This window comes from Alkalilimnicola ehrlichii MLHE-1, from assembly GCF_000014785.1.
GTDB lineage: Bacteria > Pseudomonadota > Gammaproteobacteria > Nitrococcales > Halorhodospiraceae > Alkalilimnicola > Alkalilimnicola ehrlichii.
Genome location: NC_008340.1, coordinates 659,302 through 682,464 on the forward strand (window position 1 = coordinate 659,302; position 23,163 = coordinate 682,464).

At 68.0% G+C, this 23,163-nt stretch carries 25 protein-coding genes and 1 tRNA gene; 16 read left to right on the forward strand and 10 right to left on the reverse strand.

Annotated features, from left to right (window positions below):
• Positions 1–6 precede the first annotated feature (6 nt).
• The 5 genes from prmA to purD all read left to right on the forward strand — a co-directional run bounded on the left by prmA (position 7) and on the right by purD (position 4,714).
• Positions 7–891 carry a 50S ribosomal protein L11 methyltransferase gene (prmA, locus tag MLG_RS03135; protein ID WP_011628357.1) on the forward strand — a complete coding sequence of 295 codons (885 nt, stop codon included), beginning with the start codon at positions 7–9 and terminating at the stop codon, positions 889–891.
• Between the two features lie 3 nt (positions 892–894).
• Entirely contained in the window at positions 895–1,386 is a 492-nt protein-coding gene (locus tag MLG_RS03140) for a DUF3426 domain-containing protein (RefSeq protein WP_011628358.1), read from the forward strand.
• Positions 1,387–1,483: 97 nt separating this feature from the next.
• Positions 1,484–1,771 carry a DNA-binding transcriptional regulator Fis gene (fis, locus tag MLG_RS03145; protein WP_011628359.1) on the forward strand — a complete coding sequence of 96 codons (288 nt, stop codon included), beginning with the start codon at positions 1,484–1,486 and terminating at the stop codon, positions 1,769–1,771.
• Between the two features lie 35 nt (positions 1,772–1,806).
• A complete protein-coding gene (purH, locus tag MLG_RS03150; protein ID WP_011628360.1) occupies positions 1,807–3,387 on the forward strand; it encodes a bifunctional phosphoribosylaminoimidazolecarboxamide formyltransferase/IMP cyclohydrolase in 1,581 nt (526 codons plus the stop codon).
• Positions 3,388–3,421: 34 nt separating this feature from the next.
• Positions 3,422–4,714, forward strand: coding sequence for a phosphoribosylamine--glycine ligase (gene purD / locus MLG_RS03155; protein ID WP_011628361.1), 1,293 nt, complete (start codon positions 3,422–3,424; stop codon positions 4,712–4,714).
• A gap of 118 nt (positions 4,715–4,832) precedes the next feature.
• On the opposite strand, the gene MLG_RS14660 is transcribed toward purD, so the two are convergent.
• Positions 4,833–5,351 (reverse strand): phasin family protein, encoded by a 519-nt coding sequence (locus tag MLG_RS14660; RefSeq protein WP_011628362.1) that lies wholly within the window; start codon positions 5,349–5,351, stop codon positions 4,833–4,835.
• 132 nt (positions 5,352–5,483) lie between these two features.
• Between MLG_RS14660 and MLG_RS03165 the strand changes: the two genes are divergently transcribed.
• Positions 5,484–5,789 (forward strand): RNA recognition motif domain-containing protein, encoded by a 306-nt coding sequence (locus MLG_RS03165; protein WP_011628363.1) that lies wholly within the window; start codon positions 5,484–5,486, stop codon positions 5,787–5,789.
• Positions 5,790–5,827: 38 nt separating this feature from the next.
• Here the strand turns inward: MLG_RS03165 and MLG_RS14665 are convergent, their stop codons facing one another.
• From MLG_RS14665 to MLG_RS03185, 4 genes are all read right to left on the reverse strand, one after another.
• On the reverse strand, positions 5,828–6,205 hold the full coding sequence (locus MLG_RS14665) for a bactofilin family protein (RefSeq protein WP_011628364.1): 378 nt from the start codon (positions 6,203–6,205) through the stop codon (positions 5,828–5,830).
• Between the two features lie 8 nt (positions 6,206–6,213).
• Positions 6,214–7,173: a M23 family metallopeptidase gene (locus tag MLG_RS03175; RefSeq protein WP_011628365.1), complete on the reverse strand. Its 960-nt coding sequence runs from the start codon at positions 7,171–7,173 to the stop codon at positions 6,214–6,216.
• Positions 7,174–7,269: 96 nt separating this feature from the next.
• Positions 7,270–7,560, reverse strand: a complete 291-nt coding sequence (locus MLG_RS03180) for a hypothetical protein (protein WP_156774627.1) — start codon at positions 7,558–7,560, stop codon at positions 7,270–7,272.
• Positions 7,561–7,674: 114 nt separating this feature from the next.
• Positions 7,675–9,582: an ATP-binding cassette domain-containing protein gene (locus MLG_RS03185; protein ID WP_011628367.1), complete on the reverse strand. Its 1,908-nt coding sequence runs from the start codon at positions 9,580–9,582 to the stop codon at positions 7,675–7,677.
• A 131-nt stretch (positions 9,583–9,713) separates the two neighbouring features.
• Between MLG_RS03185 and MLG_RS03190 the strand changes: the two genes are divergently transcribed.
• Positions 9,714–11,021 carry a DUF3422 family protein gene (locus tag MLG_RS03190; RefSeq protein WP_011628368.1) on the forward strand — a complete coding sequence of 436 codons (1,308 nt, stop codon included), beginning with the start codon at positions 9,714–9,716 and terminating at the stop codon, positions 11,019–11,021.
• A gap of 10 nt (positions 11,022–11,031) precedes the next feature.
• Positions 11,032–12,456 (forward strand): RsmB/NOP family class I SAM-dependent RNA methyltransferase, encoded by a 1,425-nt coding sequence (locus MLG_RS03195; protein ID WP_011628369.1) that lies wholly within the window; start codon positions 11,032–11,034, stop codon positions 12,454–12,456.
• 41 nt (positions 12,457–12,497) lie between these two features.
• Here the strand turns inward: MLG_RS03195 and MLG_RS03200 are convergent, their stop codons facing one another.
• A complete protein-coding gene (locus tag MLG_RS03200; RefSeq protein ID WP_011628370.1) occupies positions 12,498–12,710 on the reverse strand; it encodes a hypothetical protein in 213 nt (70 codons plus the stop codon).
• Between the two features lie 151 nt (positions 12,711–12,861).
• On the opposite strand from MLG_RS03200, the gene MLG_RS03205 reads away from it, so the two are divergent.
• Positions 12,862–13,737 carry an AEC family transporter gene (locus MLG_RS03205; protein WP_011628371.1) on the forward strand — a complete coding sequence of 292 codons (876 nt, stop codon included), beginning with the start codon at positions 12,862–12,864 and terminating at the stop codon, positions 13,735–13,737.
• A 10-nt stretch (positions 13,738–13,747) separates the two neighbouring features.
• Here MLG_RS03205 and MLG_RS03210 read toward each other — a convergent pair whose 3' ends face one another.
• From MLG_RS03210 to MLG_RS03220, 3 genes are read right to left on the reverse strand one after another with little or no spacing between them, the layout of a single operon-like run.
• Positions 13,748–14,419, reverse strand: a complete 672-nt coding sequence (locus tag MLG_RS03210) for an ArsR/SmtB family transcription factor (RefSeq protein WP_011628372.1) — start codon at positions 14,417–14,419, stop codon at positions 13,748–13,750.
• Positions 14,416–15,573 (reverse strand): cysteine desulfurase family protein, encoded by a 1,158-nt coding sequence (locus tag MLG_RS03215; protein WP_011628373.1) that lies wholly within the window; start codon positions 15,571–15,573, stop codon positions 14,416–14,418. Before MLG_RS03215 ends, MLG_RS03210 begins: the two co-directional genes overlap by 4 nt.
• 12 nt (positions 15,574–15,585) lie before the next feature.
• Positions 15,586–15,942, reverse strand: coding sequence for a DsrE/DsrF/TusD sulfur relay family protein (locus MLG_RS03220; RefSeq protein ID WP_011628374.1), 357 nt, complete (start codon positions 15,940–15,942; stop codon positions 15,586–15,588).
• A gap of 169 nt (positions 15,943–16,111) precedes the next feature.
• On the opposite strand from MLG_RS03220, the gene MLG_RS03225 reads away from it, so the two are divergent.
• From MLG_RS03225 to MLG_RS03245, 5 genes are all read left to right on the forward strand, one after another.
• Positions 16,112–16,786: a class I SAM-dependent methyltransferase gene (locus tag MLG_RS03225; protein ID WP_011628375.1), complete on the forward strand. Its 675-nt coding sequence runs from the start codon at positions 16,112–16,114 to the stop codon at positions 16,784–16,786.
• Between the two features lie 21 nt (positions 16,787–16,807).
• The gene (locus tag MLG_RS03230) at positions 16,808–17,809 is read left to right on the forward strand and encodes an arsenic resistance protein (protein ID WP_011628376.1); all 1,002 of its coding nucleotides are present in this window, start codon (positions 16,808–16,810) and stop codon (positions 17,807–17,809) included.
• A 167-nt stretch (positions 17,810–17,976) separates the two neighbouring features.
• Entirely contained in the window at positions 17,977–19,455 is a 1,479-nt protein-coding gene (locus MLG_RS03235) for a DUF3939 domain-containing protein (protein ID WP_011628377.1), read from the forward strand.
• Positions 19,452–19,862 (forward strand): response regulator, encoded by a 411-nt coding sequence (locus MLG_RS03240; RefSeq protein ID WP_011628378.1) that lies wholly within the window; start codon positions 19,452–19,454, stop codon positions 19,860–19,862. The genes MLG_RS03235 and MLG_RS03240 overlap by 4 nt, the downstream gene beginning before the upstream one ends.
• A complete protein-coding gene (locus MLG_RS03245; protein WP_011628379.1) occupies positions 19,846–21,603 on the forward strand; it encodes a putative bifunctional diguanylate cyclase/phosphodiesterase in 1,758 nt (585 codons plus the stop codon). Before MLG_RS03240 ends, MLG_RS03245 begins: the two co-directional genes overlap by 17 nt.
• Before the next feature lie 3 nt (positions 21,604–21,606).
• Here the strand turns inward: MLG_RS03245 and MLG_RS03250 are convergent.
• Positions 21,607–21,683 (reverse strand) — tRNA-Arg (locus tag MLG_RS03250).
• A gap of 59 nt (positions 21,684–21,742) precedes the next feature.
• Between MLG_RS03250 and MLG_RS03255 the strand changes: the two genes are divergently transcribed.
• Together MLG_RS03255 and MLG_RS14670 are read left to right on the forward strand one after the other, a co-directional pair.
• Entirely contained in the window at positions 21,743–22,435 is a 693-nt protein-coding gene (locus MLG_RS03255; RefSeq protein WP_232209279.1) for a Crp/Fnr family transcriptional regulator, read from the forward strand.
• 109 nt (positions 22,436–22,544) lie between these two features.
• Positions 22,545–23,153 carry a TorD/DmsD family molecular chaperone gene (locus tag MLG_RS14670; protein WP_011628381.1) on the forward strand — a complete coding sequence of 203 codons (609 nt, stop codon included), beginning with the start codon at positions 22,545–22,547 and terminating at the stop codon, positions 23,151–23,153.
• The last annotated feature ends 10 nt before the right edge of the window (positions 23,154–23,163 follow it).

Genomic DNA, 23,163 nt, shown 5'->3' on the forward strand with positions numbered 1-23,163 from the left:
CGCCCTGTGCCCCACACGCAGATCACCCTGGACTGTGCGCAGTCGCAAGTGCCCCGTGTAGAGGCCCTGCTGGAAGCGCTTGGCGCCCTCGCCATCACCCTGAGCGAACCGGACGATGAAGAGATCCTGGAGCCGGGCCCCGGTGAACAGCGTCTCTGGTCCCACCTGCGCCTGACAGCACTGTTCGACGCGGCCACCGTCGACCCGCTGCGCCTGCAGGCCCGGGTTGCCGAGGTGCTGGGCGCACCCCCCAGGGGCTGGCGGGTGGAGCGGCTCGTGGACCGGGCCTGGGAACGGGCCTGGATGGACGATTTTCATCCCATGCGCTTCGGTGACCGGCTTTGGGTGGTGCCCTGGGGGCAGACGCCGCCGGCAGCGGAGGCGGTGAATCTGCGCCTGGACCCGGGGCTGGCCTTCGGCACCGGCACCCACCCCACCACGGCCCTTTGCCTGCGTTGGCTGGACGGCTTGCCGCTGCAGGCGGACACCCGGCTGGTGGACTACGGCTGCGGCTCCGGGATCCTGGCGGTGGCCGGCTGCCTGCTGGGTGCCGGCCATTGCACCGCCGTGGACAACGACCCGCAGGCCCGCCAGGCCACGGCCGATAATGCCCGCCGTAACGGGGTGGGTGAACGGATTCGGGTCCAGGGCCCCGGCCCGCTGCCCCGGGCGGGGGCGGATGTCCTGGTGGCCAACATCCTCGCCCGCGTGCTGGTTGCCATGGCGGGGGAGTTGTCGCCCAGTGTCCGGCCGGGAGGCCGTATCGCCCTGTCTGGGATCCTGCGGGGGCAGGTCGACCAGGTGCGGGCGTGCTATAGTTCCTGGTTCGAAATGGAGCGGCCGGAATACCAGGGGGATTGGGCCCTGTTGGCGGGCACCCGACGGGGGTAAGCGGTGGCAGCAGCGGGTCGGTCGCGGGGGGCGACATGGCGGTTCGGCGCGGTCATCGCCCTGTTGGTCGGTCTGCTGGTGGTGCAATCGGCCTATCTTTGCCGCGACCGATTGTCGCAGGAGCCGCTGGCCAGGCCCTGGCTCGAGGCCGGTTGCGCCGTGGTGGGCTGTGCGCTGCCCCGGTTCTCCGACCCTCGGGCCCTGCAGTTGCGGGACCGGGTGTTTGAACAGCACCCGCGCCGGCGGGACGTCATCCGCCTGGAGGGGCGCCTGGTCAACACGGCGCCCTTCCGGCAGGATTTCCCGAACATACATGTGCGTATCACCGACCTGGATGGCCAGCCTCTGGGGGTGCGGCGGTTCACCGCCACGGACTACCTGCACCCTGCCGTGCCGGGGGGTGCGGGGCTGGCCCCAGGGCAGGCCGAGCGGTTGCGCCTGGAGATAATGGTGCCAGCGGATCAGGTACCCAGTTTTGAGCTGGGCTTTTATTGAGGCGGGACCCGTCGTGCCCTGCACGATCGGGCCGCGCTTGCATTGGCCGACGAACCGCAGGAAACTTTGCAGCCTTTCCTCGTGACGAAAGCGCCCTATGGAACAACAGTCACCTGCCAAAACAACGAACTCCTCCACAGGCGCGCACGGTAACAGCGCGATTGCGCCGCTGCGCGAGGCCGTATCCGAAGCCCTGGGTCAGTACTTCCAGCAGCTCAACGGACACGACTGCTACGGCCTCCACCAGTTGGTGATGCGTGAGGTGGAGGTGCCCCTGATCCAGGCCGCGATGGACTACGCCGACGGCAACCAGACACGCGCGGCCCAGCTCCTGGGCATCAATCGGGGTACCCTGCGCCGCAAGCTGCGCGAATACCAGCTGTAACCCCACGGCCCCACCCAACCAGAAGGACAGCTCCCATGGCCACAGTAAGTGACCTCCGGCCGGTGCGCCGGGCGCTCATCAGTGTTTCCGACAAGACCGGCATCGAGCGGTTTGCCCGGGCCCTGCACGAGCAGGGGGTGGAGCTGCTCTCCACCGGCGGCACCGCCCGACTGCTGCGCGAGGCCGGCCTGCCGGTCACCGAGGTCTCCGACTACACCGGTTTCCCCGAGATCATGGCCGGCCGGGTGAAAACCCTGCACCCCAAGGTCCACGGCGGCCTGCTGGGGCGGCGGGGCACCGACGATGAGGTCATGGCGGAGCAGGGCATTCAGCCCATCGACCTGCTTGCGGTCAACCTCTATCCCTTCGAGCGCACCGTGGCCGATCCGGACTGCCGCCTTGAGGAGGCCATCGAGAACATCGACATCGGCGGTCCGGCCATGCTGCGCGCCGCGGCAAAGAACCATGCCGATGTGGCGGTGGTCACCGATCCGGCCGACCACGAGGCGTTGATCGATGAGCTCAAGCGTGAAGGCGGTCTGGGGCGGGCCACCCGCTTCAACCTGGCAGTGAAGGCGTTCGAGCACACGGCCCGTTACGACGGGGCCATCGCCAGTTACCTGGGTGCCCGGCTGGGCGAGGGTGAACCGGCGCGGTTCCCGCGCACCTTCAATGTGCAGTTCGAGAAGGCGCTGGATATGCGCTACGGTGAGAACCCGCACCAGGCGGCCGCCTTCTACCGCGAGCACGATGTTGTGGAGCCCTGTGTCGCCACTGCCGAGCAGTATCAGGGCAAGGCGCTGTCCTACAACAACGTGGCCGATACCGATGCGGCGCTGGAGTGTGTCAAGGCCTTCGAGGCGCCGGCCTGTGTCATCGTCAAGCACGCCAACCCCTGCGGGGTGGCCGTCGGCCAGGACCTGCTGAGTGCCTATGAGCGCGCCTTTGAGGCGGACCCCACCTCGGCCTTCGGCGGCATCATCGCCTTCAACCGCGAGTTGGACGGCAGGACCGCGGCGGCGATCGTCGAGCGCCAGTTTGTGGAGGTGATCATCGCCCCCAGCGTCACCGCGGAGGCCCGCGAGGCCGTGGCCGCCCGCAAGAACGTCCGCCTGCTGGCCTGCGGCCAGTGGGGGCCGGAGCGGGCCCCGGGCCTGGACTACAAGCGGGTGGGCGGCGGCCTGCTGGTGCAGGAGCGGGACATCGCCCGGGTGCCGCAGGGGGCGCTCAAGGTGGTCACCCGCAAGCAGCCGGACGAGCAGACCTGGCAGGACCTGCTGTTTGCCTGGGCGGTGGTGCGCTACGTCAAGTCCAACGCCATCGTATTCGCCGCCGACGGGCGCAGCCTGGGCATCGGCGCCGGGCAGATGAGCCGGGTGTTCAGCACCCGTATCGCCCGCGACAAGGCTGCCGAGGCCGGACTGGAGGTCAAGGGCGCGGCCATGGCCTCCGACGCCTTCTTCCCCTTCCGCGACGGCCTCGACCAGGCGGCGGAGGCGGGCATTGGGGCGGTGATCCAGCCGGGTGGCTCGATGCGCGACCAAGAGGTGATCGACGCCGCTGACGAGCATGGGCTGGTCATGGTATTCACGGGTATGCGGCACTTCCGGCACTGAGCCGGGCCGCCCCAGCGAGACGGAGTCAGATGCGATGAAGGTGCTGGTAGTGGGTAACGGTGGGCGCGAGCACGCCCTGGCGTGGAAGCTGGCGCAGTCGCCGCGCGTCGATGAGGTGCTGGTGGCCCCGGGCAACGCGGGCACGGCGCTGGAGCCGGGCGTGCGTAATGTGGGCCTCAGCGCCAGCGACATCCCGGCATTGGTGCAGTTGGCGCGCGATGAGGAGGTGGCGCTGACCGTGGTCGGTCCCGAGGCGCCGTTGGTGGCCGGTATTGTCGACGCCTTCCAGGAGAACAACCTGCGCTGCCTCGGGCCGACTCGCAGCGCGGCGGAGTTGGAGGGCTCGAAGGCCTTCACCAAGCACTTTCTCGCCCGCTACAAGATCCCCACGGCGGCCTACCAGGTGTTCACCGACCTGGAATCGGCCCAGGCCTATATTCGCGAACAGGGCGCACCCATTGTGGTGAAGGCGGACGGGCTGGCCGCGGGCAAGGGGGTCACCGTGGCGCGGACCCTGGGCGAGGCGCTGCTGGCCGCCGAGGACATGCTCACCGGCAGTGCCTTCGGTGAGGCCGGACAGCGGATTGTGGTGGAGGAGTGCCTGGAGGGGGAGGAGCTGAGCTTCATCGCGCTGGTGGATGGCGAGCACGTCCTGCCGCTGGCCTCCTCCCAGGACCACAAGCCCCGCGACGAGGGCGACCGGGGCCCGAACACCGGTGGCATGGGGGCCTACTCGCCGGCTCCGGTGCTGACACCGGAGCGCTATAAGCAGGTGATGGACGAGGTTATCCACCCCACGGTCAAGGGGCTGGCCGAGGAGGGGCGGCGTTACACCGGCTTTCTGTATGCCGGCCTGATGGTGGACGCCCAAGGTGGCGTGAAGGTGCTGGAGTACAACTGCCGCATGGGTGACCCGGAGACCCAGCCCATCCTCATGCGCCTGGACAGCGACCTGCTGGAGCTTTGCGAAGCGGCGCTGGATGGGCGGTTGGACGAGGTGGAGGCGCACTGGAAGCCGCGGGCCGCCCTGGGTGTCGTGATGGCGGCTGGCGGCTACCCCGGCAGCTATCAAAAAGGCCACGAGATCACCGGGCTTAGGACCGAGTATCCGGCCGGTCAGAAGGTGTTCCACGCCGGCACGGTGCTGGGCGACGATCAGCGCGTGCGGACCAACGGCGGGCGGGTGCTGTGTGCCTGCGCCCTGGGGGATACCGTGAGCGAGGCCCAGGCCGCCGCCTACGAGCTGGTGGATGAGATCAGTTGGGAGGGGGCCTTCTGCCGCCGCGACATCGGCTATCGGGCCATCGCCCGCGAGCAGGCCTCCTGAGACCGGCTCCTCCGCCGTCGACGCCGGACACAAAAAACCGCCGCGCCCTCGGTGAGGCGCGGCGGTTTTTTGTGTCCGGCGTGCCCCGGTGGGGGCCTGTACCGGTGGTTGCCGCCGTTTAAGCGGACTTGGTGGTACGGCGGGCGGAGCTGCCCTTGCTGGCGGTGCTGCGGGTGGTGCGCTTCGCGCCACTGCCGCCGCTCGTGCTGCCGGTGCTGGCGCTGCTCTGGGCGGGCGCGCTGGCGCTGGGCGCCGCTGCGGCGGCAGCCGGGATGCTGGCCAGCGGGCTGCCGCTCTCGGCGGCCAGCTTGCGCACCTGCTCGCCAAAGTCGCGGCCGAGGTCCACCAGCTTGCCGGCATCCTCGTTGAGCTTCTGGTTGCACTGCTCGGCCAGCTTCTGGCGGCTCTCCAGGTAGTCCGTCAGGCTCTTCTGGTCGCTGATCTCCAGGGTCGCGCGGGCCTGACTGAAGGTCAGGTCAGACCAGGAACTCAGGATGTCCAGCTGCAGCTGGGTGTACTTTTCAGCGCCTTCCAGCATCAGGCCCATCATCCGGCGGACCGGTTCGCCCTGGCCTTCCATCTGCTTGAAAATATCGCCGAATTGCGCCTGGAACTGCTTGTTGAACTGCTCGTACATGGGGTCACCTCCAATTAGGTGTCTTAATGACTTGTGCGATGCAACATAGCACGCCATTTGGTGCGTTGCAACAAGCCGCGAAAAGCCTTCTATACTGCTCTTACCGGGTACGGGTTAAGCGGAGGTCAACCCATGGACAGGCAGCAGCTCTACGTCGGCAATCTGCCGACCGACTGTGAACAGGGGGCATTGGAGGCTCTGTTCCGGCCCTATGGTGAAGTGTGCTCGGCGCGACTGGTGCGGGATCGAAGCAGTGGCGAACCCCGCGGGTTCGCCTTTGTGGAGATGGAGGTCCGGGCGGCGGAGGCGGCCATGGCGGCGCTGGACGGCCAGCCCTACCAGGGGCAGCGGCTGCGGGTGAATCGTGCGCACCAGAAGCAGCCGCGCGGGCCGAGAGCCCTGCGGCTGCGGCGCCGGGCGGTGCACCGCCATGCCTGAGGCGCCGGGCCGGCAGTGGCCGGCGCCCGGGTGACGCGTTACGTGCGGCCCGGGGCGGCCTCCGGCTCCGCGGCGTCGTCGTCCGCCGGCGTGGTGGCCCCGGTGTCGTGGCCGGGCAGGGCGTGCGGCCGTTCCTGCTGGTCGGTGAGGGCCAGATGCTGCTCGTCCCGGGCATGACTCTGGCCGCGGAAGATGCCGCCCGGCTCGATCACGAAGGTATCGCTATAGACATCGCCGTGGACCCTGCCGTTGGCGACAATCTCGAGCGCATGGCAGTCCACGTCCCCCTCCAGATGGCCGCTGACCACCAGTCGTTCGGCCTGGATGGTGCCCTCCAGCCGGCCACTTTCACCAATGGAGACATCGCCGTGGGTGCGGACGGTGCCCCGCACGGTACCGTCCAGATGAAGGGCCACCTCGCAGGTCAGTTCCCCGACGAGTTCGGTACCCGCAGCGATAACTGTCGTTCCTGTAGGCTTAGACTGCGTTTTAGCCCCTTTGCCAATGAGTCCCATTTTACCCGGCCCTCTTTCTCGAAAAGCGCTTCGTAGTTGTCGATGTCCCAGGCGACGAACGGCTCCGGATTGAGCTTGCGCTGCAGGTGCCAGACCTCGTAGTGAAGATGCGGTCCGGTGGCGCTGCCCGTGCTGCCCACGCGGCCGATCACGGTGCCTGCCGGGACGAACTCGCCCTGGCGGACCTTGATGCGGTCCAGGTGGGCGTAGTAGGTCTTGAAGGAGAAGTTGTGGTCAAGGATGACGAGCTTGCCCAGACCGCTGTTATGGCGCGCGGCGAAGTTGACGACGCCGTCGGCGGTGGCCACCACCGGGGTGCCGCGGTCGGCGGCCAGGTCCACGGCGGCGTGGAAAGAGCGCTCGCCGCTGATCGGGTGGCGGCGCCAGCCATAGCCGCTGGTCTTGCGGCTATGCCCCTGGATGGGGTTGCCGCTGGGGATGGTTTGCAGCATCAGCGCCCGCTCCAGGGCAGTCTGGCTGGCGGTGTCCAGGCGCTGACTGCGGCCCACGTCGGGTTCCGGCCGCAGCCCGACCATGGCCTCAATGTGGCCCAGCTCCAGGTCCAGTTGGCTCAGTTCGGCGGACTGCTCCTCAATGACGCGGTTGAGTTCGGCGTTACGCCGTTCGATCGCCTGGATGACCCGGACCTTGTGGTCCTGCAATTGCTCGTACTCCGACTGTGCTTGGTCGCGACGTTCGGCCAACTCGGTGAGGTTGTGGTTGAGCCACCAGATGGTGGCGCCGCCGGCCAGGAAGGTCAGCAGGATGACGGTGACCGTCCCCAGCGCCACCCGCTTCACCAGTTGGTGTAGCGAGAAGTGCCGGGAGCCCCGGTAGTCGGTAATCGTCAGTGTGAAACGATCCCTCAATGTCCTTCGCCCGTTTTTCTGGTGAATGGCCCGGGCACGCTGACTTGGGCCACTTATGCTGTTGAAGGTCTGCTCGGTGGAGAGGGTCCCGACGGGTCAATCCTGCCGCCGGCCTTCCTCCCGCCGGTATTCACCCTCGATCACGCGGCCGCCGGCGGCCGATTGTTGGCGCTGGTGGCGCGCCTGGGCGCGCTCGGCCGCCTGGCGGAGCTGACGACGCAGCCACCAGAGGCGGACGGCGAAGACCACGGCCCCCACCGCGGCCAGGCCCAGCAGGGCCAGAAAGACGAAGACGCCCAGAAAGGCGGTGAAGCCGATCACTACGATCGCCCCGAGCACGCCGATCACCCGGCCGATCAGGCTGCCGGAGGGGTTGGATGTTTGCATGTAAACCTCTTGCTTGCCCCGGAGCCGGGCCCCGGCGCCCAATTTAACACCTTATTGCGGCAGGCAGAATGACGCCCGGGGGGGCATCTGGCCGCAGCCCCGGGCTCCGGGAGGTCAGACCTGGGTCTGGGCCTCCAGTTCCTCCCAACGCTCAAAGGCGCTCATCAGCCGCTCCTCCAGGGCCTCCAGTTGGGCCTGCAGGCGCGGGATATCCTCCGGGCGGTCGCGGTAGATCGCCGGGTTGGCCAGTTGCTGTTGCAGCTCGCTCTGTTCCTGCTCCAGCCGTTCGATGGTCTCGGGCAGGCTGGCCAGCTCCCGCTGGGCCTTGTAGCCCAGCTTGGCGGGCCGGCGACTGCGGCTGGTCGGGCGCTCCGGCCGCTGGGCGGCCTCGGTGCGGCGCGTTTGGCGGCCCTGCTCGGTGTCGCGCTGGGCCTGGTGGCGCAGCCAGTCGCTGTAGCCGCCGGCGTGCTCGGTGATCCGGCCCTCGCCCTCGAAGACCCAGGTGCTGGTGACCACCTGATCCATGAATTCGCGGTCGTGGCTGACCAGCAACACGGTGCCGTCATAATCGGCCAGGCGGTCCTCCAGCAGCTCCAGGGTCTCCATGTCCAGGTCGTTGGTGGGCTCGTCGAGCACCAGCAGGTTGGCCGGGCGGGTAAACAGCCGCGCCAGCAGCAGCCGGGCGCGTTCGCCACCGGAGAGGCTGTGCACCGGGCTGCGTGCCCGGTCTGGGGTGAACAGGAAGTCCTGCAAGTAGCCCAGGACGTGGGTGCGCCGGCCGCCCACCTCGATGAACTCGCGGCCGTCGGCGATGTTGTCGGCGACACTGCGCTGATCGTCCAGCGTCTCCCGAAGCTGGTCGAACCAGGCCACCTCCAGCCGGGTACCGGTGCGGATGCGGCCCGCCGTGGGCTGAACCCGCCCCAGTAGCAGGCGCAGCAGGGTGGTCTTGCCGGCGCCGTTGGGGCCCACCAGGCCAATGCGGTCGCCGCGCAGCACGGTGGTGGAGAAGTCTTGGATCAGCGGCCGGCCGTCGGGCAGGGTGAACCCGACCTGCTCGGCCTCGGCCACGAGCTTGCCCGACTGCTCCGCCGCCTGGATGTCCAGCCGGCTGGTGCCCTGACCAGTCCGGCGGGCGGCGTGCGCCTCACGCAGCGCCTGCAGGGCCCGCACCCGCCCCTGGTTGCGGGTGCGCCGGGCCTTGATGCCCTGGCGGATCCAGGCTTCCTCTTGGGCCAGGCGCTTGTCCTCCCGCGCCTGGGCCTGGGCCTCGGCGTTCAGCCGCTCATCGCGCCGGCGCAGGTAATTGTCCCAATCGCCGGGGTAGCTGTATGCCCGCCCGCGGTCCAGCTCCACGATCCGGGTGGCCACCCGGCGCAGGAAGGCGCGATCGTGGGTGACGAGGACTACCGAGGCCTCGGTGGTGGCGATCACCTCCTCCAACCGCTGGATGGCTTCCAGGTCCAAGTGGTTGGTGGGCTCATCCAGAAGCAGCAGATCGGGGTCGCGGACCAGCGCCTGGGCCAGCAGCACCTGGCGTCTCAGCCCGCCGGAGAGCTGGTCGAAGCGGGCATCGGCGGGCAGGCCCAGCCGGCTCAGGGTGGCCTCCACCCGATTGTGAAGGGCCCAGCCGCCGCGCCCCTCCAGCTCGTGCTGAATATGCTCCAGCCGGGTCATGGCTGCCTCGTCGCCCATGGCCACCTGGCGGCTGGTCTGGTGGTAACGTTCCACCAGTTCGCCCAGCTCGCCGAGCCCCTCGGCGACGACATGGTAGACGCTACCCGCCATGCGTTCGGGGATGTCCTGGGGCAGCAGGGCGACATCGAGCCGTTCCAGGCCCTCGATGCGTCCGCTGTCCGGGGTGTGTTCGCCCGCCAACAGGCGCAGCAGGGAGGACTTGCCGCAACCGTTGCGGCCGAGCAGGGCGATGCGCTCGCCGGCTTCCAGCTGCAGGCTGACGCCGTCCAGCAGCGTCGGACCGCCGAAGGCCAGGTGGATGTCGTGCAGATGCAGCAGCGCCAAGGTCGCTCCTCTTCGCTCGAGTGGGTGGCCTATTCTACATCCTTGCCCGGACGGCGTAGACCGGTCGTCGGCCAGGCTGCGACACACGGCCCGCTTTGCCCCAGCGAAGACCTGAGGTATCTTTCGCCCGCATGAACGATGACGCCAACGCCTACCACCTGACGGACCACCCCCTGCGTCGCCAGATCCACGACGAGGTCCACGCCCGGCCCTTTGAGATCCTGCGTGCGCCGATGCGGGTCTCCCACCTGGCCATGCTCTCCGGGCGCCATGGCGCGGACGCCGATCGTCAACACGTGGCCGCCCTGTGCGAGCGCTTCGGCGTGGCCCCGCCGGCGTCCGGTGCCAACCACCTGAGCGAGGACTTCGGCCCCTTCCGGCTCAAGTGGGAGCGGCGCACGGAGTTCTCCACCTACACCTTTTTCGTTCACGGGGCCTTCGACCACCCCTTCGAGAACCCGGCCATTGATCAGGTGCCGTTGGACTGGCTTGAACGGTTGCCCGGCAAGCGGCTGGTGGCGATCCATCTGGGCCTGGAGTCCGCCGATATGCCGGCGCGCAGCGTCGCCGACACCGTGGCGCTGTTCAATCGCAACACGGTGGTGGGCAGCGTGGTCTCTGACGGGGCGGCCCGCGCCTGGACCGACTTCCGCATCCACGACGACGGCTATTCGCGCATGTTGGTGCGCGACATCCGGTTGCGCGAGCGCCAGGCCGGCCGTGTGGTGCAGCGCCTGCTGGATATCGAGACTTACCGCATGATGGCCCTGCTGGCCTTCCCGGTCGCCGGGCAGGTGAGCCCGGAGCTCACGGCCCTGGAGGAGCGGCTGGCGTCGATGACCCAGCGGCTGACCGATATTCGGGCCCTGGAGGATGAGCAGGGGTTGCTGGCCGATCTCTCGTCGCTGGCCGCGAAGGTGGAGCGCATCGGCAATGCCACCCATTACCGGTTCAACGCCGCCCGGGCCTATTACGCGCTGGTGGAGCGGCGTATGGCGGAACTGCGCGAGCAGCGGATCCCGGGCATGCAGACAATAAAGGGCTTTCTGGAACGGCGCCTGGAGCCGGCCATGCGCACCTGTGAGTCGGTGGCCCGGCGCCAGGAGTCGCTGGCCCGCCGGGTGGCCCGCACCGGGGATCTGCTGCGCACCCGGGTGGACGTGGCCCTGGAGGCACAGAACCGCGACTTGCTGGACTCCATGAACCGCCGCGCCCGGCTGCAAATGCGGCTACAGGAGACGGTGGAGGGTCTGTCGGTGGTGGCCATCAGCTACTACGGCGTCTCCCTGGTCGGCTACCTGCTCGGTGCCGGCCGCGCTGCGGGGCTGGATGTCTCCGTCGATCTGCTCCGGGGCGCGGCGGTGCCGCTGGTGGTGGCCATGGTCTGGCTCGGCGTGCGCTGGGTGAAGCGGCGCGTGGTCCGGCGCAGCGAGGCCTGAGCCCCCGGCTATGGGTGCTGTCCGTCCCGACAACCCGCTGTTCCGCTACCGCGATGTGGTGGACGACTGGCCGGCCTTCGAGACGGCGGTGGCCAGTCCGCTGCCGGCGACCATCTGGGCCCACCCGGCGCGGATCACCCGCGAGGCCCTGCGCTCGCTGCTGGCTGAGGCGGGTATCGATGCCCGGCCGGTGGCCTGGCAGCCCTCGGCCCTGCGTCTGCCCGCCGGGCTGCGTCCGGGGGCGCATTGGGGGCAGGCCGCCGGGCTTTACCATGCGCAGGAGGAGGCCAGCATGGTGCCGGTGACGCTGCTGGATCCGCAGCCCGGTCACCGGGTGCTCGACCTGTGCGCCGCCCCCGGCAACAAGACCGCCCAGGCGGCACTGGCGCTGGGAAACCGTGGCACCGTGGTGGCTAACGATGTGGCCAAGGGGCGGCTGGCCGCCATCCGTCATCTGATCAAGCGGCTGGGGCTGATGAACGTCTCGGTCACCTGTCGGCCGGCACAGGACTATTCCCCCCACGCGGGCGGTTTCGACCGGGTCATCGCCGACGTGCCCTGTAGCTGCGAGGGCACGGTGCGCAAGTCCAGCCAGCCCTCCGCCCAGGCCCTGTGCGAGACCCGTGAGCGGCTTGTCGCGCGGCAGACGGCCATTCTCGACAAGGCGGTGCGGCTCTGCCGCCCGGGCGGGCGTATCGTCTACTCCACCTGCACCTTTGCCCCGGAGGAGAACGAACAGGTGGTGGATGCCCTGCTGCGCCGCTACCCGGACGAACTGCGCTTGCTGCCGGTGAGCCTGCCCGGGCTGTACTTGGCACCGGGGCTCACCGGGTGGCGGGGCCGGACCTTCCTGCCGGAGCTGGCCCAGGCGGTCCGGCTCTGGCCCCACCACAACAACACCGGGGGGTTTTTCATCGCCCTGCTGGAGCGGGTGGGCGGCGAGTGCCGCGAGGGGGCGCGGGCGGCAGAACGGCCGACGGACGGTCACTGGCTGGAGGGTATTGTCCAGCGCTACGCCATTCCCGGGTCGGCCCTGGCCGGGTTGCGGCTGGTCCACCGTGGCCGCAAATACGCCCAGCTCATTGCCGCGGACCACGAGCCGCCGGCCCGGCCGGAGCGGGTGTTCTTCGGTCTGCCGACCGTCGGGGTGCAGATGAAGCCGCCCAAACTCACCACCGCCGGGGTGATGGCGCTGGGCGCTTACGCCCGGCGCAACGTGGTGGAACTGGACGAAAGCCAGGCGCAGGCCTATACCCGCCGCCAGGTGGTGACGCTGCAACCGGGGCAGGGCATCGGGCTGGGGGAGAGCGGTTCGGTGGTGGTCCGGCGCCGGGGCTATGGGCTGGGCCTGGGCGTGGTCAGCCCGGCGGCGGAGGATGGCAGCCGGCACCTGGCCAGCCTCTACCCGCGAAGCTGGGCCGCTGAGGTGCCCTGAGCCGGCGCCGTCCGTCCGACGGAGGGGACTCGGTGCGACGGTCAGTCACGCTGCCGGCGCCAGATCCGCAGGCGGGTGACGGCGTACCACGCGAACCCGCCCAGTACGAGGGCGTGGGGTAGGGCCGCCTCCCACTCGCTGGCCGGACCGTCGGCGCGCCACTGCAGGAACAGCCAGATCACCCCGGTGATGATGAGCACCAGGGCGCCGATGATGTGGTACAGCAGGGGCTTGGGTGTCGGTTTTGGTTCCATGGGTCAGGGTCGGTGAGCGATCGGGGCGCCTGATTGTAACCGGCCGCCAGCTTTGATGCAGCGGTGCTGACCCTCCAGCGCCGGGTTGCGTCCGGCGTTTTTCCCGCAGAAAATACTCGGCTTTTCTCTCTCCGCCTGTTCGGGGGCCGCAATGTTTGCAGAGTTATTTGCTGTCATGGCCCCCGTGCTGGCCGGGGCCGGTCTGGGGTTTGCCTGGGTGCGACTGGGCCACCCCTATCCGGTGGATTTCGTCACCCGGCTGGTCTTCAATATCGGCACGCCCGCACTGGTCCTGGCCGCGGTCTCCGGGGCGGACATCGACATCAGTGCCTTCGGCCGGACGATGCTGGCAACGGCCCTCGTGGTGCTGGCGATGGGCGCGGTCACCTTCCTGATGGCCCGTTTGCTGGGTCGCGACTGGCGGGTGTTGCTGGCGCCGATGATGTACCCCAATACCGGCAACATGGGCCTGCCGGTGGTCCTCTACGCCTTCGGCGGTACCGGCTTCGCCTTCGGGATCACGGTGATGATCACCGTCACCCTGTTCCAGTTCACCCTGGGGACGATGATGGCCAGCCGCGGGAATCCGTTGCGGGCACTGCTCCGGACCCCCACGGTCTACGCCATACTCATCGTGGTTGGGTTGCTGATCACCGACAGTGAGTTGCCCCGTTGGCTGGACAACACGGTGGACCTGATCTCCGGGTTCACCGTGCCGCTCATGCTGATCACCCTGGGGGTCTCTCTGGCCAGCATTCGGGTGACCGGCCTGATGTCGGGGGTGGGCTTCAGCCTGTTGAGAATCCCGGTGGCCGCCCTGCTGGCCTGGGGGGCCGGCCTTCTGGTGGGGCTCTCGCCCCTGGCCCACGCCATCCTGGTGCTGCAGATGAGTATGCCGGTGGCGGTATTCAACTACCTGTTTGCGGTGCGCGCGGGCCGGGAGCCGGAGTACGTGGCCAGCCTGGTGTTCGTCTCCACGTTGTTGTCGTTGCTCTACCTGCCGGTGCTGCTGGCGATCCTGATGTGACCGCCGGGTGTCAGCGGTCTTCCACCGGCAGGCCGGCCGCCTTCCACTCCGGGTAACCGGCCTCCAGGCGCAGGGCCTTGACACCCCGCTCGCGCAACAGACGGACCGCGTCGTGGGAGAGCGCGCAGTAGGGGCCGCGGCAGTAGGCCACCACCTCCCGGCCCGGTGGCAGGTCGCGCAGGCGCTGCGCCAGCTCCGAGGCCGGGATATTGATGGCGCCGGGGAGGTGGCCGACGCGGTACTCCTCTTCCGGCCGCACGTCGAGCAGGGTCACCGACCCCTCCCGCAGCCGTTCCAGCAGGTCGGCGGTGGGGAGGGCCTCCAGCGCCTCGGTATCGTCGAAGTAGTCCTGGACCAGCCGCTGTACCTCGGAGAGGTTGTTTTCGGCGACGCAGCGCAGGCTGTTGACCAGGTTGACCACATCGTCGCCGGCCACCCGGTAGTGGATGTATTTGCCCTCACGGCGGGTGCGGACCAGGCCGGCGCGGCGAAGGTGCTGCAGATGCTGCGAGACAGTGGCCAGATGCAGCCCGGTGAGTTGGGTGAGGGCCTCCACCGTGCGCTCGCCCTGGGCGACGTATTCCAGCAGTTCCAGCCGGTAGGCGTGGCCCAGGGCCTTGCCGACGGTGGCAATCTGGGCGAGGAGATCGCGCTTGCGGGTGGTCTCGGGGGTGTGGCTCATGATGGTTCCTGTGTGGTGGCGGCCCGGGCCTGGGGGACCGCCCGGGCGAGCCTTGCGATAACCTCGTCGATCTCCTGTTCCGTGGTCCAGCGGCCCAGGCTGAACCGGAGTGCGCCCATGCCCACCCGCTCCGGGACCCCCATGGCGGCCAGCACCGGTGAGAGCGTGACAGAGCCGGCGTGGCAGGCGGAGCCCGTGGAGGCGGCGACACCGTCGAGCCGGTCCAGGATGGCCGCGCCTACACAGTCGGCGAAGGCGACGTTCAGGGTGTTGGGCAGACGGGCCTGAGGGTGACCGTTCAGGCAAAGGGTATCACCGAAATGGCCCTTCAGGCCCGTCCAGAGCCGGTCGCGCAGCGCCTGAACCCGAGCCATGGGGCTGAGGTCACGCGCCTTCTCGGCGGCGGTGCCCAGCCCCGTGGCGAGCAGCGCGCTCTCGGTACCGGCGCGGCGCCCCCCCTCGTGACCGGCGCCGTGGATCAGCGGCGTCAGGTCGATGCCGCGACGGACGTAGAGCGCGCCGATGCCCTTGGGGCCGTAGAACTTGTGGCCGGCGAGCGAGAGCAGATCCACGCCCATGGCCTGGACGTTGATGGGCACCTTGCCGGCCGATTGCGCCGCGTCCACGTGGAAGCGGACACCGTGGTCGCGGGCGATGCGGCCGATGGCCTCCACCGGCTGCAGGGTGCCCACCTCGTTGTTGGCGTGCATGACGCTGATCAGGCGGGTCTCGGGGGTGATGGCCGCCTGGACCGCGTCCGGGTTCACCTGCCCATATCGGTCCACGGGGAGTACGGTCAGGCTAGCACCGAGGGATTCAAGGAAACGGCAGGGGACCAGGGTGGCCGGGTGTTCCACTGCCGTGGTGATGATGTGAAATGGCCCCTCTGTGGCGTACCAGGTGCCCTTGATGGCGTGGTTGTTCGCCTCGCTGCCGCCGCTGGTGAAGACGATCTCGTCCGGCGCCGCCCCGATCAGCCGGGCCACCTGCCGGCGCGCCTGCTCCACCGCCTCACGGGCCGGACCGCCGGCCCAGTGACCGGCGGAGGGGTTGCCATAGGCCTCCTGCAGGTAGGGGGCCATGGCCTTGGCTACCTCGGGGGCGATGGGCGTGCTGGCGTTGTAGTCCAGGTAGATCGGGGTTGGTGCGCTCATGGTGACTCTGAATCAGAAAACAATGACCTTGTCCGCGTCAGCGGTGATCTGCGCCAATTCGTCCATGGTGCTGCGGCGTGGCCCGTCCATGGTGTCGTCGTCGGACATGCCGCGGGCATCCATGCAGGTGCCGCACAGCAGGACACGGCCGCGATCGCCGGCAAGCACCCGACGCAGCATACGCTCGACATTGTAGAAGCCGTCCGGTGTCTTCTGGCCGGCGTTGGCACCCACCACGGCATCGGCCATCAGGAAGACGTCGACCCGGTTGTCGTCGGCCTTTTTGAGCAGCGCGTGGGCCAGACGCAGGCCGTTGAAGACGCGCTCAGTGCCATAAGGGGGATCGTTGATCAGGATGAGGTAGTGCATGTGCTGGCTCCGATTGTCAGGCTGGGTTTCGGGGTGAATCCTTGCTGTGGATGTGTTCAATATAACAATATACGTTCTGATTGACGGTAGAGGATTCCCCGGTTAAGGTCAAACACTGGAGGCCGTGCCCGCATCGGGTTGGGTCCGATGTCTGCCAGTGGGGGTGTCGATGTCAGGGCGTCAGAGCCGGGATCATCCTGCGGGTTACGAGGCCTGGTACCACAGTCCGCGTGGCCGCTGGGTGGCGAAGCGGGAGTTCGATCTGCTCTTTCGGCTGCTGAGGCCGGCCCTGGGGAGCCGGGTTCTGGATGTCGGTTGCGGCACTGGCCACTTTACCCGGCGCTTTGCCCAGGCCGGCCTCGATCTGGTCGGGCTGGACCCGGACGGCGATGCCCTGCGCTACGCCCGCTCGCTGGATGATTCCGTGGCGTATGTCCGGGGTGATGCCCGAACCCTGCCATTCCCGGACGGGGCCTTCGCCAACTGCATCGCGATCACCAGCCTGTGCTTTGTCGAGTCCCCGGAGGTGGCGTTGGCCGAGATGGCGCGGGTGGCGCGTGAGGGGGTGGCCCTGGGGCTGCTCCACCGGCCGAGTCTGTTGCACTGGCAGAAGGCCGGGCGGGGGGGCTATCGCGGCGCGCGCTGGGATCGCGGGGTAGACCTGCGCCGCTGGTTCCAGGCACTGCCGGGCTGGCGGCTGACGGACCTCCGTTGGGGCCTCTTCTGTGCCCGCGGCCCGCGGGCACTGCGCGCCGGCACGGAGCGCATGCTGCCGGATCGGCTGCCACTCGGGGCGTTCATGGCCGCGGTGGGGCGGCCGGTATCCGACGGAAAAGCCGAGTAATGAGACGCAACGGGAGAACCCATGAACGCCTTTCAGATCCTGTCCAAGCTTACCGGTAAGCTGACTATCGCCATCCCCGCGATGATGGCGATGGGGTTCGTTTTCGGGGCCGTGGCGCCGAGCGACTGGCTGCAGGCGCTTATTCTGCCTCTCACCTTCCTGATGGTTTACCCGATGATGGTCAATCTGAAGGTGCGTTCGGTCCTGGAAGGGGTGGACGGTCGCGCCCAGGGCCTGGCGCTGCTGGTGAATTTTGGCGTCATTCCCTTCATCGCCTTTGCCATCGGGCTGCTGTTCCTGGCCGATCACCCCTATTTCGCCCTGGGGCTGCTGCTGGCGGCGCTGCTGCCGACCAGCGGCATGACCATTGCCTGGACCGGCTTTGCCAAAGGCAACGTGCCCGCCGCCATCAAGATGACGGTGATTGGCCTGCTTGTGGGCTCGGTGGCGACGCCCTTTTACGTGCAATGGCTGATGGGCGCCGAGGTGCCGGTGGACCTGCTGACGGTCTTCCGCCAGATCGCCATTATCGTGCTGCTGCCACTGGTGGCCGGGCAGATCACCCAGCACTACCTGCGCCGTCGCTACGGCCAGGAGGGCTACCAGAGGCGGTGGGCCCCGCGTTTCCCGCCGCTCTCCTCCCTGGGGGTGCTGGGTATCGTCTTCGTGGCCATGGCCCTGAAGGCCGGGGACCTGATCGCCTCTCCCGGCGACCTGCTGATTATCGCCGTGCCGGTGGTCCTGCTTTACCTGATCAACTACACCCTCAGCACCGGCATTGCCCGCGCCGTGTTGGGGCGGGGCGAGGGGATTGCGCTGGTCTACGGCACGGTGATGCGCAATCTCTCCATTGCCCTGGCATTGGCCATGAACGCCTTTGGCGAGGCAGGTGCCGATGCGGCGCTGGTGGTTGCGCTGGCCTTCATCATCCAGGTGCAGTCGGCGGCCTGGTACGTCAAACTGACGGACCGGGTGTTTGGTAGCGCACCGGAAACGGACGGGGTCGGCGAACAGGCGCGATGAATGCGGGGCCCGCCTGGCCGAATCCTTCTGGAGGGGCTGTGGGTGATTGCCGTTGTCGATTGGGATCAAGGGCGGATTGGCGTACGATTCCCTGGTAGTGTCAGGGTAAACTTGTCAATCCAGAGTCCCGGGAACAACACCTGTTCCGGCTCTGAAGGAGAGCCAATATGTCCTCCGCTTCACGCGGCGATGCCTCCGTGGCGGCCGGGCTGCCGGAGCGTGTCTCCTCCGGCGTGGCCGGCCTTGACCAGATCCTCGACGGCGGCCTGATCGCCCGTCGCGGTTACCTGCTTCGCGGTGGGCCGGGGCTGGGCAAGACCACGCTCGGCCTCAGTTTTCTCACCGCCGCCGGCGAGGGGGAGCGCACGCTCTTCATCGGCTTCCAGGAGCTGGAGGCGGAGCTCCGTGCCAACGCGGCCACCGTCGGTCTCGACACCCGCGGCATCGAGTTCCTGAGCCTGGCACCAACCGAGGAGTTCTTCGCCGGCTCCGAGACCTACGACGTCTTCGCGGCGTCCGATGTCGAGCAGGCACCGATGATCGACACCGTAGTGGAAGCGGTCGAACGGATCCAGCCGCACCGCGTGTTCATCGACTCGCTGACACACCTGCGACTCGTGTCCGCCGACCGTTACCAGTTCCGCCAACAGGTCGTGTCGCTGCTGCGGTTTCTCGTCGAGCGTGGGGCCACCGTGGTGTTCACCTCGGAGTCGTCCATGGAGAACCCGGATGACGATCTCCAGTTTCTCGCCGATGGCGTTATCAATCTGGAGGCGGGCCCATCCAGCCGCACGATTGAGGTCTCGAAACTGCGCGGCTCCGCGGCCCAGCGCGGCCGACACGAGTACCGCGTCGATAAGAGCGGCATTCATGTGTTCCCTCGCACCGTGCCGCCGACGCGACGTCTGACGGACGGGGCAGGTACGGTGCAGTTCCGCAGCGGCAATGCCGCCTTCGACGAAATGCTCCATGGTGGCCTCGAGAACGGCACCATCACGCTGATTACGGGCCCTAGTGGGATCGGCAAATCGACGGTGGCGGCCATGATCGCGGCCGCGGCCGCTCACGACGGGCATCGCGCCAGCGTGTTCCAGTTCGAGGAGGAGTTGGACGGCTATCTCCGGCGCCTGCGCGCGCTCGATGTCGATGTCGACGGACCGCTGCAATCGAGGGGCCTGGTAGTGGAGCAGATCGAGCCCTTGCGCTATCTCGCAGACGAGTTCATGGGTGATCTGCTGCAGCGTGTCGAGGACGAGGAAATCGACGTGGTCGTGATCGACAGCGTCACCGGCTTCGATATGGCGCTCAATCAGGACGAGGCCGTCCAGCGGCCGTTGCACACGCTCGCCAAGTCCCTGTCGCGCAGGGGTGTCACGGTGCTCCTGGTCAACGAGAACCATTCTTTCGGCGAGGAGTTGCAGATATCGTCGCGCGAGATCAGTCATCTGGCGGACAACGTCATCTTTTTCCGTTACGTGCATGGTGGTGATCGGCTCGAGAAACTCGTCGGCATCCTCAAGAAACGCATGTCCGATTTTGATCGCCAGCAGCGCCGGTTCGAGATCGCCCCGGGTGGCTTCCGCGTCGGGGAGCCGGCGAGCGTGGCGCCCGGCATGGCTACCCGGCGGGAGACCGAGTCGAAATGACGGCAGCGGGCAAACGAGGGGTCATCCTGATCGTGCGCCAGCCGGGCAATGCGCGGGTGCTCGCCGCGGCGGCCGAGGAAGCGGGCATGGCCGCGGCCCGTGCGCCCACGGCCGACGCGTTGCAGGCGCTCCTGAAGCAAAGGGATGGGCACTGGGTCGCGTTGGTGGATCCGACCGGTTTCGGCCAGGCTGTCTGGCCGCTGTGCCAGCAACTGCAGGACTGCCGCGTCCCCTTCGTGGTGCTGTTCGCCAGCCAGGACCGTGACGCCGGCAACCGCTCGCTGCAGTACGGCGCGGCCAGCATCCTGCGCAAGCCCGTGGCCAAGGACGCCTTGCTGAAACTGTTGCAAAGCCTGCCTCCGGGGCCGGGGTCAACGAGGGAGGATACCCATGGCCGCGGAGTCTGACTCGGGCAGCTCGGGGCCGAGGGGCCCGGCCCTCGCCGCCTGGCGGCCGGTGGCGTCGGCGGGCTCTGCCGACACAGACCAGGCCGGACGCATCCTGCTGCTGATGGAAGGGCGGGGCAATCGCCAGCAGCTGGCAAACCTGCTCTCGGCCCGTTACCGCGTGGTCCAGGTCGAGGACGGCCACCTCCCGGCCGAGGGCTTCGACCTTGCCATCGCTGACGGACCAGCGCTGCTGCGCTGGCAGGATGCCCTGTACGAGGCCAAACATGCGCAGCAGCCGGTCTTTCTGCCGGTCATGCTGGTGCTCCCGCGGGCTGACCTCCGCAGTCGGGCCGGCCGCCTGCGGTCCATCGTCGATGAGTTCGTGGTCAGCCCCATCGACCGCGCCGAGTTGCTGGAACGCTTGGAGATGCTGCTGAGGGCCCGCCACCAGGCCCTGGCCCAGCGCGACCAGTTCGTCCGCATCGTCAACTACGACCGTGCCACGCGCCTGCCCAATCGCAACCTGTTCCATGAGCAGGTACGGACCGCGATTGAAGCGGCGAAGGCAAAGGGTGAGTCGGTGCACGTCGTTGCAGTGCATACGCCGTTCACCAGGGTGCTTGAGACCTTCGGCCAGCGCGGCCTCGACCACGCCGCGGCCGCCTGTGCCGAGCGCTTCTGCCACCTGGCCGGGGACGATGTGGGACTGGCGCGGCTGGGCACGGAGCACTGGGGTGCCATGCTGTTCGACGACGCGTCACCGATGGACCGGGTATTGCCCCTCTGCACCCGTCTCAGCAAGGTGGAGCGTCATCCTATCGAGGTTGCCGGTGAGCCGATCCGCCCCCAGGTCCGTATCGGCGTCGCCAGCTACCCCGACGACGGCAGCGACGCCGAGACCGTCATCAGTGCCGCCAACATCGCCGCGACACAGGCGAACGAAGGCGAGCCGGCGTTCTTTTCGCCAAGCTGGCGCGAGGCCGTGCTGGATCACCTGCGCACTGAGGCGGCTCTCCATGACGCCCTGGAGCAGGGGCAGTTCGAACTATGGCTGCAACCCAAGCTCAGGCTTGCGGACAACCGGGTTGCCGGCGCCGAGGCCCTTATCCGTTGGCGCCTGCCATCCGGCGAGCTGGTCCCGCCCGGCCAGTTCATACCGGTTGCTGAATCCAGCGGCCTGATCCGCCGGATCACGCCCTGGATCCTCGCCACCGCCTGCCGCACCGTCGCGGGCTTGCGGGCGGACGGAGCACGCGATTTCGTGCTGGCGGTGAACGTCACACCCGCTGATGTCAGCGCTTCGGATTTCGCGGCGCGGCTGCAGGCGCTCTGCGCGGAGCATGACCTGCCGCCGCAGGCGATCGAACTCGAGCTCACCGAAACCATGCTCTGCGAGACGGGCGCCGATACCATCGGGCGCCTGCGCGCGCTGCGGGAGGTTGGGTTCGGGATCGCCATCGACGACTTCGGCACCGGTTATTCCTCGCTCGGCTACCTGCACCAGTTGCCGGTCGATACCCTCAAGATCGACAAGCAATTCATCGATGGCGTGCCGGGCGAGGCGGGCAGCGACACGGTGACACGGGCGATCATCCATCTGGCACGCGAATTCGCGCTCGAGACCGTGGCCGAGGGTATCGAGAACGAGGACCAGCTGGCGTACCTGCGGGCGGCCGGCGTGGTCTTAGGGCAGGGCTATTACATTGCCCGGCCAATGCCAGCCAATGACTTTGCCCAGTGGTTGGCAGAATGGAAATGAGGGTGGCGCCCCGGGCAGGATTCGAACCTGCGACCTGCCGCTTAGGAGGCGGCTGCTCTATCCTGCTGAGCTACCGGGGCAGGGCGCTGGCCAGGTATGATAGCACGGAAGCTTCCGCCACCCGATGATGAGCCCCTATATGCCCCACAGACCCCACTGGTGTGCCACCAGCGACTGCTACGTCTGCACCATCCGTGACTCCGCCCTGTTCGCCGGCCTCCGGGAGGCGGAGTTGGCTGTGGTCGAGGGCGCGATCGAGGAGGTGCCGCTGGTGCCCGGGCGCTGGTTGTACCGGGGAGGTGAGCCGGCCAACGCCGTCTTTACCGTGCGCCTGGGGCTGGTGAAACTGGTGCAGTATCTCCCCAACGGCGATCAGCGTATCGTCCGCATCGCCCGCAGCACCGACGTGCTCGGGCTGGAGGCGTTGCTGCGTCAACCCTACCAGCACGACGCCATCGTGGTGCAGCGGGGCCTGGCCTGCCGTATTCCCGTCGAGGTGCTGAACGAACTCAATATCCAGAATCCAGGCCTGCACCAGGAACTGATGCGTCGCTGGCAGGGGGCGTTGAGCGAGGCCGAGGCCTGGTTGACGGAGTTGTCTACCGGCTCCGCCCGACAGCGCGTCATCCGTTTGATCCTGCGCCTGGCGGATGCCCGGGGGGTGGGGCATGCACCGCTGTTCAATCGCAAGGACATGGGGGCGATGCTGGGCGTGACCACCGAGTCGGCGAGCCGGGCAGTGGCGGAGCTCAAGCGCGAGGGGCTGTTGAAGGAAGGCGCCGAGGGCTTTACCTGCGACCGCCATGCGCTTGAGACTCTGATCACGGATTGATGATTTTCATCCGCCCGGATTGACGATTTTCAATGCGGAGGAATTCTTTACCTTCTTAGTATCGTTCCTGCTTGTGGAGTCTTTTTGCTCTGCACTGGAGGATGGAACGATGCGCAGTTACTTGTATTTATTAGGGGCCATCGCCTTCGATGAGCCCTCGCCCCGCCGCTTCGAGGCCGCGCGTTCACTGATCATCGCCCTGCGGGAGACGCCGCTTTCGCCGGCCTGCCGCGCAGCGGTGGACGGGCTGGAGCAGCAGCTGCATATGGCCCCGGCGCTGGCCTGTGAGCACACCCGACTGTTCGTTCTGGGCAACCCGACCGTGGTGGCCCACCCCTACGCAGCCTACTGGCTGGAGGGCCGTTTGCTGGGTGACGTCACCATAGAGGTGGGCCGTCGCATGCAGGCCTTCGGCTTCTCCGTGACGCCGGACAGCGGGCTGCTCCCCGACCACATCGTCAGCGAACTGGAGTTCCTGGCGCTGCTGGCGGAGCAGGATACGTCGGAGTCCCGTGAAGCGGCCCAATCCTTTATCACCCGTCATATGCGCCACTGGGTGCCCGAGTTTGTTGACGCCCTGCGCCAGGCCGACCCCTCACTGCATCCGTTCTATTCCGCCTCTGTCGATCTCCTTGACGCGCTGATGGCCTGTGGTGTGGAGAACCGCATTCCCGCCCGGGCCATACAGCGCCCCTATCACGAAACTGTTCTGAACTGATCGAGGTATC